At 69.4% G+C, this 10647-nt stretch carries 12 protein-coding genes and 1 pseudogene; 7 read left to right on the top strand and 6 right to left on the bottom strand.

The genetic code is table 11. The features are described from left to right. From ggt to J0F76_RS18775, 4 genes are all read left to right on the top strand, one after another. On the top strand, nucleotides 1-1726 hold a 1726-nt coding region (gene ggt / locus J0F76_RS18790; RefSeq protein WP_207471837.1), incomplete at its 5' end, for a gamma-glutamyltransferase. Between the two features lie 89 nt (nucleotides 1727-1815). Further along, the gene (locus tag J0F76_RS18785; protein WP_207471835.1) at nucleotides 1816-2244 is read left to right on the top strand and encodes a MarR family winged helix-turn-helix transcriptional regulator; all 429 of its coding nucleotides are present in this window, start codon (nucleotides 1816-1818) and stop codon (nucleotides 2242-2244) included. Then, complete coding sequence (locus J0F76_RS18780; RefSeq protein WP_207471833.1) at nucleotides 2241-3857, top strand: MFS transporter; 1617 nt, start codon at nucleotides 2241-2243, stop codon at nucleotides 3855-3857. Before J0F76_RS18785 ends, J0F76_RS18780 begins: the two co-directional genes overlap by 4 nt. Further along, nucleotides 3854-4897 carry an HlyD family secretion protein gene (locus J0F76_RS18775; protein WP_207471832.1) on the top strand — a complete coding sequence of 348 codons (1044 nt, stop codon included), beginning with the start codon at nucleotides 3854-3856 and terminating at the stop codon, nucleotides 4895-4897. Before J0F76_RS18780 ends, J0F76_RS18775 begins: the two co-directional genes overlap by 4 nt. A 39-nt stretch (nucleotides 4898-4936) precedes the next feature. On the opposite strand, the gene J0F76_RS18770 is transcribed toward J0F76_RS18775, so the two are convergent. The 6 genes from J0F76_RS18770 to rph are packed head-to-tail and all read right to left on the bottom strand — an operon-like array spanning nucleotide 4937 to nucleotide 8740. Further along, on the bottom strand, nucleotides 4937-5509 hold the full coding sequence (locus J0F76_RS18770; protein WP_207471831.1) for a DNA-3-methyladenine glycosylase: 573 nt from the start codon (nucleotides 5507-5509) through the stop codon (nucleotides 4937-4939). Nucleotides 5510-5519: 10 nt separating this feature from the next. Beyond that, nucleotides 5520-5873 carry a YbaN family protein gene (locus J0F76_RS18765; protein WP_207471830.1) on the bottom strand — a complete coding sequence of 118 codons (354 nt, stop codon included), beginning with the start codon at nucleotides 5871-5873 and terminating at the stop codon, nucleotides 5520-5522. 3 nt (nucleotides 5874-5876) lie between these two features. Then, nucleotides 5877-7052 (bottom strand): radical SAM family heme chaperone HemW, encoded by a 1176-nt coding sequence (hemW, locus tag J0F76_RS18760; protein ID WP_207471843.1) that lies wholly within the window; start codon nucleotides 7050-7052, stop codon nucleotides 5877-5879. 2 nt (nucleotides 7053-7054) lie between these two features. Further along, entirely contained in the window at nucleotides 7055-7429 is a 375-nt protein-coding gene (locus J0F76_RS18755) for a RidA family protein (RefSeq protein ID WP_207471829.1), read from the bottom strand. Beyond that, nucleotides 7422-8030: an RdgB/HAM1 family non-canonical purine NTP pyrophosphatase gene (rdgB, locus tag J0F76_RS18750; RefSeq protein ID WP_207471828.1), complete on the bottom strand. Its 609-nt coding sequence runs from the start codon at nucleotides 8028-8030 to the stop codon at nucleotides 7422-7424. The genes J0F76_RS18755 and rdgB overlap by 8 nt, the downstream gene beginning before the upstream one ends. Continuing rightward, nucleotides 8027-8740, bottom strand: coding sequence for a ribonuclease PH (rph, locus tag J0F76_RS18745; RefSeq protein ID WP_207471827.1), 714 nt, complete (start codon nucleotides 8738-8740; stop codon nucleotides 8027-8029). The genes rdgB and rph overlap by 4 nt, the downstream gene beginning before the upstream one ends. 70 nt (nucleotides 8741-8810) lie before the next feature. Here rph and hrcA point away from each other — a divergent pair, with 70 nt between their 5' ends. The 3 genes and pseudogenes from hrcA to J0F76_RS21045 all read left to right on the top strand — a co-directional run. Then, nucleotides 8811-9866, top strand: coding sequence for a heat-inducible transcriptional repressor HrcA (hrcA, locus tag J0F76_RS18740; protein ID WP_207471826.1), 1056 nt, complete (start codon nucleotides 8811-8813; stop codon nucleotides 9864-9866). Nucleotides 9867-9873: 7 nt separating this feature from the next. After that, a complete protein-coding gene (locus tag J0F76_RS18735) occupies nucleotides 9874-10404 on the top strand; it encodes a nucleotide exchange factor GrpE (RefSeq protein ID WP_207471825.1) in 531 nt (176 codons plus the stop codon). Between the two features lie 88 nt (nucleotides 10405-10492). Further along, a pseudogene (locus tag J0F76_RS21045) lies at nucleotides 10493-10647 on the top strand (S-(hydroxymethyl)glutathione synthase); the annotation flags it as partial.

The raw sequence follows: 10647 nt of genomic DNA, 5'->3' as shown, positions 1-10647 counted from the left end.
GGCCCCCGAGGCGGCGACCGCCCTCGCGACCGCCGCCGACGGCTTCGGCCCGCTGGGCGATGCGGCGCGCGCGGCCTTCGCCGCCAAGGCCGACGGCAGGCCCGTCACCGCCCCGGACTGGATGGTCAGCGCCGCGCATCCCCTGGCGGTCGAGGCTGGCGCCAAGGTGCTGGAAGCAGGCGGCAGCGCGGCCGATGCGATGGTCGCGGTCCAGACCGTCCTGGGCCTGGTCGAGCCGCAAAGCTCGGGGCTGGGCGGCGGGTCCTTTCTGGTCTGGTACGATGCCGGGACGGGTGACATGACCACGCTGGACGCGCGCGAAACCGCGCCGATGGCCGCGACGCCCACGCTGTTCCTGACGGAAGACGGCCAGCCGATGGAGTTCATGGAGGCCGTTGTCGGCGGCCGGTCGGTCGGCACCCCCGGAACCCCCGCGCTGCTGGAAGCCGCGCATCGCCGCTGGGGCAAGGCGAACTGGTCGGGCCTTTTCGACGACGCGGTCCGGCTGGCGGACGAGGGCTTCACCGTCTCGCCCCGGCTGGCCTCGCTTGTGGCGCAAGAAGGCGAGGCCCTGCAGGCCGATCCGGCGACAGCCGCCTATTTCTTTCCCGGCGGGCAGGCGGTCGCGGCGGGAACCTTGCTGAAGAACCCGGCCTATGCCGACACATTGCGCAGACTGGCCGCGGAGGGCTCCGACGGTTTCTATCATGGCCCCGTGGCCGAGGGGATCGTTGCCGCCGTTCGGGGAGCCGAAGCCAATCCGGGCCTGCTGTCGATGCAGGACTTGGCGGCCTATCGCGTGATCGAGCGTCCGGCCGTCTGCGTCGAATACCGCGCGCATGATGTCTGCGGCATGGGGCCGCCCTCGTCCGGCGGGCTGACGGTGGGGCAGATCCTGGGGATGCTGGGCGGATACGACCTGGCGGCGCTGGGGGCTGAAAACCCGGAAAGCTGGCGGCTGATCGGCGATGCCTCGCGCTTGGCATTCGCCGACCGGGGCCGCTTCATGGCCGACAGCGACCATGTCCCGATGCCGACAAAGGGGCTGATCGACCCCGCCTACCTGGCCGAAAGGTCCAAGCTGCTGGCAGGCGACGACAGCCTGCCCGAGGTCAGCGCGGGCCAGCCCGGCTGGTCGCACGCCGCGCTGTGGGGGCAGGACACGGCGCTGGAACTGCCCTCGACCACGCATATCTCCATCGTGGACGCGGATAGCAACGCCCTGTCGATGACCACCACGATCGAGAACGGCTTCGGCGCCCGGGTCATGGCGAACGGCTTCCTGCTGAACAACGAATTGACCGATTTCAGCTTCGAAACCCATGACGAGAACGGCTGGCCCATCGCCAATGCGCTGGCGCCGGGAAAGCGGCCGCGATCCTCGATGGCGCCGACCATCGTCTTGAAGGACGACCGTCCCGTGATGGTGATCGGATCGCCGGGCGGCAGCCGCATCATCGGCTATGTCGCCCGCGCCATCGTCGCGCATCTGGACTGGGGCATGGACATCCAGAAGGCCGTGGCGGCCCCGAACATCGTCAACCGCTTCGGTCCCATGGACATCGAGGCCGGGCTGCCCGCCGCCCTGACCGAGGGCCTGACCGCCATCGGCTATGAGCTGAACGAGACCGAGTTGACTTCGGGCCTGCAGGGCATCGTGATCGGCCCCGACGGGCTGTCGGGCGGCGCCGATCCCCGGCGCGAAGGGATCGCCTTGGGGGGCTGACCGCGCAGGGCCTGCAATCGGCGCCGCCCGGCCTTGACGAAGGACAGGTGGATAGTTAGCTAGCTAACGAAATAAAGAAAGCCGTCGCGATGCCGCAATCCTCGCATTTCCTGGACACGATCCTGCAGCTCATGCGCGTGCTTCGCCGCAGCTATGACGCGCGGGCCGAGGCCGTAGGCCTGACCCTGTCGCGCGCGCGGGCGCTGACGACGCTGTCCCGCATGGACGGGGCCACGCAGGCCGACCTTGCCGCGGCGCTGGATATCGAGGCGCCGACCCTGAAGCGCCAGATCGACGCCCTGGAACGCGCGGGCTTTGTCGAACGCCGCCCGGCGGAAGGCGACGGGCGCAAGAACGCGCTGTTCCTGACCGCGCGCGGGCGCGACAGCGGCATCGTCGACTTCACCCGCCGGATGCGCGCTGAACTGGTCGCGGGCATCCCGCCCGCCGACCTGGCCGTGGCCCAGTCGGTGCTGGACCGCATCGCGGACAACATCGCAAGGCTCGACCGGGAATGAGCGACGCAGCCGCCCCCGCCGCCCCGGTGGTCCATCCGCCGCTGCCGGTGCCCCGCGCCTTGGCCTATATGGGTGCGGCGGTCATGCTGGCCTTGTCGCAGGGGCTGGGCCAGGGCTTCGTGTCCACCAACATCCCGCAGATCGCGGGCGATCTGGGCATCACCACCACCCAGGCAAGCTGGCTGATGGCGGCCTACATGATCCCGCGCGCATCCCTGCCGCTGCTGCTGATCAAGATCCGCACCCAGTACGGCCTGCGCCGCTTTGCCGAGGTGGGGATCATCGCCTATGTCGTGGTGGCCTTCATCTCGGTCTGGATCAGCGACTTCCGCTCGGCGGTGGTCGTCCAGGCCTTGTCGGGGGCCGCGGCCGCGCCGCTGTCCACGCTGGCCTTCATGTACATGCTGGAGCCGCTGTCCCCCCAATGGAAGATGCGCCTCGGCCTGCCCGCCGCCATGGCGGTGATGATGGCGGGGCCGACGCTGGCGCGGGTGGTGTCGCCCGCGCTGATCGGGGATGGCGGGCTGACGGGAATTCACCTGACCGCGCTGGGCATGGCAATGGTGTCGCTGATGCTGGTGTTCCGGCTGCCCCTGCGTCCGGTGCCGCACATGAAGGTGATCGAGCCGCTGGACTTCCTCAGCTTCGTGCTGGTGGGCTTCGGCTTTGCCGGGCTGACCATCGGCTTTGTCATGGGGCCGATCCACGACTGGACCGACGCGCCCTGGATCGGGGCGCTGCTGGCGGGTTCGGTCGCCTCGCTTGCCGTGGCGGTCGCGGTCGAGCTGAACCGCCGCGCGCCGCTTCTGGACATCCGCTGGCTGGTCAGCCCCGCCATGCTGCACCTGACGGCGACCTTGTTCCTGTTCCGGCTGATCCTGTCCGAACAAAGCGCGGGCGCGCCGCGCATGTTCCAGGCCCTGGGGGTGGCGCCGTCGCAGATGACCGGCCTTTTCGCCATCATCGTCGCGGCAAGCCTGGGGGGCGGGCTGGCCTGCGTGGCGTGGATGCGCCCCAACCGCGTGGCCGTCCTGCACCTTGTGGCGCTGCTGCTGCTCGCGGGCGGCGCCTTCATGGACGCGCACGCCACGATCGACACCCGCCCCGAACAGATGATCCTCAGTCAGGTGCTGATCGGCTTTGCCGGGATGCTGTTCCTGCCGCCCGCGATGATGGCCGGGCTGGTCCAGGCCCTGGCGCGCGGACCGCAATACCTTTTGTCCTTCGTGATCGTCTTCATCTCGACTCAGTCCCTGGGCGGCGTCCTGGGATCGGGCCTGTTCACCACCTTCATCAACCACCGCCAGGCCGCCCATTACGCCACCCTGGCCGAGCAACTGGCCACCGGCGATCCGGCGACCGGGCAGGCAATTGCCGGTCGGATCGCGGCGCTTGCGGACCAGATCCCCGACGCCGCCCTGCGCAAGGTGCAGGCCTTGGGGCAGGTCGCGCAGGGTGCCCAAGCCCAGTCCGTCGTGCTGGCCTATAACGACGCCTATCTTCTCACCGCGCTGATCGCGCTTGCCGCCGCCACGGCGCTGGTCCTGCACCTGGGACGCGACCGGCTGGCCCTGCGCATGGCGCCCCCGACGAACCCGGACCCGAACCCATGAAAAAAGAAGCCCTGATCCCCACCCTTGTCGCCCTGGTCATCGGCATCGCAGGCGTCCTGCTGCTGCTTTACGCCTGGCACCTGCCGCCCTTCCGCGCCTCGGAGCCCACGACCGAGAACGCCTATGTCCGAGGCAAGGTCACGACGGTCGCCCCGCAGGTCACCGGCTATGTCAGCGACGTCGCCGTGACCGACTTCCAACCCGTGAAGGCGGGCGACGTCATCGCGCGCATCGACGACCGCATTCCGCGTCAGAAGCTGGCCCAGGCCGAGGCGCAGCTTGCCGCCGCCCGCGCCGCGCTGGAGGTCGCGAACCAGAGCGTGTCCTCGGCCGAGGCGGTGGTGCGCGCCAATCAGGCGGGGCTGGACTCGGCACGTTCGGCCCTGGCGACGGCGCAGACCAACTGGGACCGGGCGCGGGCGCTGCAGGACCGGGGCGTCGCCTCGCAATCGACGGCCGACCAGTCCGAACTGGCCTTGCAGCAGGCCCAAGCCGCAGCGACCCAGGCCGAGGCGCAGCTGGACGTGCAGCGTGAGGCGGTAAAATCCGCCCGCGTCGCCCTGCAGTCGCGCGAAGCCGACATCGCCAGCGCCGAGGCTGCGGTCGAACTGGCCCGGATCGAGCTGGACAACACCGTCATCCATGCCCCCGCCGACGGCCATCTGGGGCAGATCTCGGTCCGGGTCGGGCAGTATGTCACGCCGGGCAGCGCGCTTGTCTCTCATGTCGGCAGCGAGGTCTGGGTGATCGCGAACTTCAAGGAAACCAGCCTGACCGGCCTGCGGGCGGGCGAGGCCGTGCGCTTCACCGTCGATGCCATGCAGCACCGCGCCTTCACGGGGCGGGTCGATTCCTTCTCGCCAGCGACGGCATCGGAATACAGCCTGCTGGCGGGCACCAACGCTACCGGCAACTTCACCAAGATCGCGCAGCGCCTGCCGGTCCGCATCGCCATCGACCCCGGGCAGGAGATGTCGGAATACCTGCGACCCGGCATGTCGGTGGTCGTTCACGTGGATACGGGCAGCGTCCCCGGATAGCGCTGTCGGCCCGTGCCCTGACGCTGCGGGCTTTGTTCGTCAGGTCGTGCCGGCTTGGAGGGGAAAGGGCCGGCTGAGGCCACGGGCGCCCGCAAGGCCGAAGCGCCAGGGCAGGTCCCGGGCCTTGCTGATGCCGATCCGCGGCCCCGTCAGCAGGGCGGGCCGGTGTGGGGCAAGGACGATGGCGAAGTCGGGCCCGTCGAACGCGGCGCCGTCATCCTCGGGGCGGATGCCAAGCGCCTCGGCCAGGCGGCCCGGTCCGCTGCACAGCAGGGCGCTGCCCCGCCGCCGCATCGTCATCGCCTCGATCCCCGTGGTGGGCGCCAGCGCCCGGACCAGCGCCGCCTCCCCCGGCTGGCCGACCACGTTGAGGCACAGGTGGATGCCGTACGAGCGGTAGACATAGGCATGGCCCGCCGGCCCGAACATCGCGGCGTTCCGCGCCGTCGGACCCCGGAAGCTGTGGGAGGCCGGATCGTCCCGGCCATAGGCTTCCGTTTCGATGATGGTGCCGCCCGTGCCGCGCACCAGAAGCCGGGCACCGATCAGGCGGCGCGCCAGATCGACGACCCCCAGGCCCGAAATCTGTTCGGCGAAGGGCAGGGGTGTCATGGCATCACCTTCAGGCCTCGGGACGCGTCACCACAAAGGCGGCGATGGCGGTGCAGACCATCGCCTGCGTCGCCACGACCCATAGGGGCATCCCGGCCACCAGGCTGAAGCCCACGCCGCAGGCCATGGCCAGGGTCGCCCAGACTTTCGCCAGGCGGCCGATGGCGCCGCGTTCGCGCCAGGCCCGGACAGGGGGGCCATAGGTGGGATGGTTCAGGATCCGCCGCTCCAGCCGGGGGCTGCTGCGGGCGAAGGCAGCGGCGGCCAGCAGCAGGAAAGGCACGGTCGGAACGACGGGCAGGGCGATCCCGAAGATGCCCAGCGCCAGCGCAACCATCCCAAGGACATACCACAACCGCCGCATGGGTCAGGCCGCCAGTTCGCGCAGGATGGCGTTCAGAAGCGGACGGCCGGCGCGGGTCGTGCGCAGGCGGCCATCCGCCCGTTCGACCATGCCCAGATCGGCAAGCCGCCGGATCGCGCCTTCGTCAAGGCGCGCGCCCGCCAGCCGGGCATGGCGGTCCTCGTCCAGTCCCTCGGTCAGTCGCAGCGACATCAGCAGATACTCGGTTGCCTGTTCATCCCCTGGCACCAACTCGCGCAGCGACTCGCCCGTTCCCGTTGTCTCGACGGCGTGAAGCCATTCGCCGGGGGCGCGGTGCGCCTCGGTGGCGAAGCGCCCGCCGGGCAGGGTGATGCGGCCATGCGCGCCGGGACCGACCGCCGCCCAGTCACCCCCCCGCCAATAAACAAGGTTGTGGCGGCTTTGCGCGTCGGGCTTGGCGTGGTTCGAGGTCTCGTATCCCGCCATCCCCGCCGCCTCGCAGATGTCCTGGGTTTCTAGGTACATGTCGGCGGCCAGGTCGTCGTCGGGCAGGTCGCGCAGCTTGCCCGCCGCCGCCCGCGCGCCGAAGGCGGTGCCGGGCTCGATGGTCAGTTGATACAGCGACAGGTGGTCCACGGCCATGGACAAAGCATCGGTCAGTTCCGCGCGCCAGGCGTCCCGCGTCTGGCCCTGCCGGGCATAGATCAGGTCAAAGCTGACCCGGTCGAAGCAGTCCCGCGCCACGCCGAAGGCCGCGCGCGCTTCGGCCACGGAATGCATCCGGCCAAGGCGCCGCAGGTCGGCGTCGTTCAGCGCCTGGATGCCCATGGACAGGCGGTTCACGCCCGCATCGGCAAAGCCCCCGAAGCGTCCGCGTTCGACGCTGGTGGGGTTGGCCTCCAGCGTGATCTCGATGTCGTTGGCGAAACCCCAGGCGGCGCGGGCGGCGCGCAGCACGGCGTCCACCGTTTCGGGCAGCATCAGCGACGGGGTGCCGCCGCCGAAGAAGATGCTGCCCAGGTGGCGGCCCGGCAGTTCCGCCGCCAGCCGGGCGATCTCGGACGACAGCGCGGCGGCCCAGCGGGACTGATCGACGGCGGGCACCACATGGCTGTTGAAGTCGCAATACGGGCACTTGGCCGCGCAGAAGGGCCAGTGGACGTAAAGGCCGAAGCCCCCCGCCCGCCAGTCCTCGGCAAAGCTGTCCGGCCCCGGCATCATCATCCGCGCAGGGCCGTGACTTCGATTTCCACCTTCATCTCGGGCCGGATCAGGCCTGCCACGACCATGGTGGCGGCGGGGCGGATCTCGCCCAACGCCTCGCCCAGGGCGGGGGCAATCGCCTGAGCCAGGGCGGCGTCGGTGACGGTGTATTGCACCCGCACGATGTCGGCGGGGGCGAAGCCCGCTTCCGCCAGGGTGGCGAAGATCGTGGCGAAGCAGTTCCGCGCCTGCTGGCAGGGATCGTCGGGCATGGTCATCGTCGCGTAGTCATAGCCCGTGGTGCCCGACACGAAGCACCAGGGGCCCTTCACCACCGCGCGGCTGTAGCCCATCGCCGATTCAAAGGGCGATCCGGTCGAAATCCTACGCAAAGCTGCCCCTTATCATCTTCTCCACCGCCCGCGCCCGGTGGCTAAGGCTGTTCTTCATGGCGGACGGCATCTCCCCCAGGGTCACGTCATGCCCGTCGGGCATGAAGATGGGGTCGTAGCCATGGCCTTCAACCCCGCGCGGGGGCCAGACCACCTGGCCGGGCAAGACGCCCTCGAACACCTCGTCGTGGCCGTCGGGCCACATCAGCACCAGCGTGCAGCGGAACTGCGCGCTGCGCGGGGCAGGGGCGTTCACCGCTTCCAGTTCGTCCCAGGTGCGCTGCATCGCCATGCGGAAGTCGCGCCCGTTGCCGGTTTCCGCCCAGTCGGCGGTGTGGACGCCCGGCCCGCCGTCCAGGGCATCGACGCAGATGCCGCTGTCGTCCGACAGGACCGGCAGGCCGGTGGCCTCCATGGCGGCGCGGGCCTTGATGCGGGCGTTGCCGACAAAGGTGGTCTCGGTCTCGGCAGGCTCGGGCAGACCGGCCTCCGCCGCGCCCATGACCTCGACCCCATAGGGGGCCAGCAGGGCGCGCATCTCGGCCAGCTTGCCCGCGTTGTGGGTAGCGACCAGCAGGCGGGTGCCTTCAAAGCGCCTCATGCCACGGCGGCCTTCTGGGCGGCGACCAGGTCGGCCATGCCCGCCTCGGCCAGATCCAGCAACTGGGCCATCTGGTCGCGGCTGAAGGTTGCGCCTTCCGCCGACATCTGCACCTCGATCAGGCGGCCGGCGCCGGTCAGGACGAAATTGCCGTCCGTGCCCGCCTCGCTGTCCTCGGCATAGTCCAGATCCAGCAGCGCCTGGCCCGCATAGATGCCGCAGGACACGGCCGCCACATGGTCCATGATCGGGTCGGAGGTGATCGCGCCCGCCTTCAGCAGCTTGTTCACCGCCAGCCGCAGCGCGACCCAGCCGCCGGTGATGGACGCGCAGCGGGTGCCGCCATCGGCCTGGATCACGTCGCAGTCGATGGTGATCTGGCGTTCGCCAAGCGCGCTGCGGTCCACGCCCGCCCGCAGGCTGCGCCCGATCAGGCGCTGGATTTCCTGGGTACGGCCGGATTGCTTGCCTTGCGCGGCCTCGCGCCGGTTGCGGGTATTGGTGGCGCGCGGCAGCATCCCGTATTCCGCCGTGACCCAGCCCAGGCCCGTGCCCTTCAGGAAGCGTGGCGGCGTTTCCTCAAGGCTGGCGGTGCACAGGACATGGGTGTTGCCGACCCGGATCAGGCACGACCCTTCGGCATGGGCCATCACGCCGGTTTCGATTGAAATCGGACGCATTTGGCTTAGATTCCGGCCAGACGGGCGCATGGTCATTCCTTTCGCGAAGATCGCTGCCCCATACCGCCCCCGCGGCCCATCGCGCAACCCTTCGAGGGACATGGACCAGACGTCGCCTTTGCAGGATCTGAACGACCGCTCGCGCGAGATCTTCCGCCGCGTGGTCGAAACCTATCTGGAAACAGGCGAGCCTGTGGGATCGCGCACCCTGACCCGCACCCTGTCGGAAAAGCTGAGCGCGGCGACGATCCGCAACGTCATGCAGGATCTGGAATACATGGGGCTTCTGGACAGCCCGCATGTGTCCGCCGGGCGGCTGCCCTCGCAGCAGGGGTTGCGGTTGTTCGTGGACGGCATGATGGAGGTCGATACCGTCAGCGCCCATGACCGTGCGGCCATCGACGGGACGCTGGGCAATGACGATCCCGACACGGGCGTGCTGCTGGACCGCGTCAGCACGGCGCTGTCGGCGATCACGCGCGGCGCGTCCCTGGTGCTGATGCCCAAGCACGAGGCACAGGTCCGCCATATCGAGTTCGTGAGCCTCGGCCCCGACCGGGCGCTGGTGGTGCTGGTCTTTGCCGACGGGCATGTGGAAAACCGCCTGTTCACGCCGCCGGTGGGCCAGACGCCCTCGTCCATGCGCGAGGCCGGGAACTTCCTCAATGCCATGGCCGAGGGGAAGACCCTGTCCGAACTGCGCGGCCATATCGGCCGCGAGATCGCCGCGCGGCGGCAGGAACTGGACGTGCTGGCGGCCGAACTGGTGCAGTCGGGGCTGGCCCTGTGGGACGCCGAATCCCACGATCCGCGCCTGATCGTGCGCGGCCGCGCCAACCTGCTGGACCAGGAGGCCGCGGACCTGGACCGCATCCGCGTGCTGTTCGACGATCTGGAACGCAAGCGCGACATCGTCGAATTCCTGGAACTGGCCGAGAAGGGCGACGGGGTGCGCATCTTCATCGGGTCGGAAAACAAGCTTTTTTCGCTTTCGGGTTCCGCTCTGGTGGTTTCGCCCTATATGAATGCCGACCGGAAGATTGTAGGCGCGGTGGGCGTCATCGGACCGACGCGGCTGAACTATGGCCGCATCGTGCCGATTGTCGATTACACGGCGCAACTGGTCGGGCGGGTTCTGTCCGGCCGGAAAGGATGAAAACACGATGAACGATCAGAACGAACAGCCCCTTGACGACATCCTGGCGGACCCGCTGGCCGATCCCGCGGACGAGATCGCGGCCCTGACGGCCGAGCGCGACGAGTTCCGCGACAAGTTCATGCGCGCCCTGGCCGATGCCGAGAACTCGCGCAAGCGCGCCGACAAGGACCGCCGCGAGGCCGAGCAGTACGGCGGATCGCGCCTGGCCCGGGACCTGCTGCCGGTCCACGACGCGCTGACCCGCGCCCTGGACGCCGCGAACGAGGAGCAGCGCGCCGCGGCCGCCGCCCTGATCGAGGGGGTCGAGTTGACGCTGCGCGAACTGTCCAACGTCTTCGCCAAGCACGGAATCACCGTCATCACCCCCAAGGCCGGCGACAGGTTCGATCCGTCCGAACACGAGGCCATGTTCGAGGCCGCCGTTCCCGGCACCATCCGGGGCGAGATCATCCAGGTGATGGACAACGGCTTCCGCCTGCACGACCGCCTGCTGCGCCCGGCCAAGGTCGGCGTGTCCTCCACCCCCGCCAGCTGAGGCGCTGCTACAACCTTCCTCTGACTTGCCGAAAACTCCCGATGGCGCGACGTTGACAGGACGTTCGGTTCATCGGGAGGGAAGAACCATGGCCAGCACTGAGGGGGTGAAGATACACCCCGCCGTGGACAACGGCATCAAGCAGGGCAACCCCAGTTTTTCGGGCGGGACGCTGACCTGCAAATGCGCGACGAACCCGGTCAAGGTCCGGATCGGCGCGCAGACCGCCCACAACCACGTCTG

It is taken from the genome of Paracoccus fontiphilus, from assembly GCF_017356265.1.
Classification (GTDB): Bacteria; Pseudomonadota; Alphaproteobacteria; order Rhodobacterales; family Rhodobacteraceae; genus Paracoccus; species Paracoccus fontiphilus.
The sequence above is the reverse complement of the archived record's forward strand: the minus strand, read 5'-3'. Positions and strand labels throughout refer to the sequence as shown.

Bases quoted from the DNA above. Each gene is read 5' to 3' on its own strand.
- J0F76_RS18785 (WP_207471835.1), top strand. From the start codon at position 1,816: ATGCCGCAATCCTCGCATTTCCTGGACACGATCCTGCAGCTCATGCGC.
- J0F76_RS18780 (WP_207471833.1), top strand. From the start codon at position 2,241: ATGAGCGACGCAGCCGCCCCCGCCGCCCCGGTGGTCCATCCGCCGCTG.
- J0F76_RS18775 (WP_207471832.1), top strand. From the start codon at position 3,854: ATGAAAAAAGAAGCCCTGATCCCCACCCTTGTCGCCCTGGTCATCGGC.
- J0F76_RS18770 (WP_207471831.1), bottom strand. From the start codon at position 5,509: ATGACACCCCTGCCCTTCGCCGAACAGATTTCGGGCCTGGGGGTCGTC.
- J0F76_RS18765 (WP_207471830.1), bottom strand. From the start codon at position 5,873: ATGCGGCGGTTGTGGTATGTCCTTGGGATGGTTGCGCTGGCGCTGGGC.
- hemW (WP_207471843.1), bottom strand. From the start codon at position 7,052: ATGCCGGGGCCGGACAGCTTTGCCGAGGACTGGCGGGCGGGGGGCTTC.
- rdgB (WP_207471828.1), bottom strand. From the start codon at position 8,030: ATGAGGCGCTTTGAAGGCACCCGCCTGCTGGTCGCTACCCACAACGCG.
- rph (WP_207471827.1), bottom strand. From the start codon at position 8,740: ATGCGCCCGTCTGGCCGGAATCTAAGCCAAATGCGTCCGATTTCAATC.
- hrcA (WP_207471826.1), top strand. From the start codon at position 8,811: ATGGACCAGACGTCGCCTTTGCAGGATCTGAACGACCGCTCGCGCGAG.
- J0F76_RS18735 (WP_207471825.1), top strand. From the start codon at position 9,874: ATGAACGATCAGAACGAACAGCCCCTTGACGACATCCTGGCGGACCCG.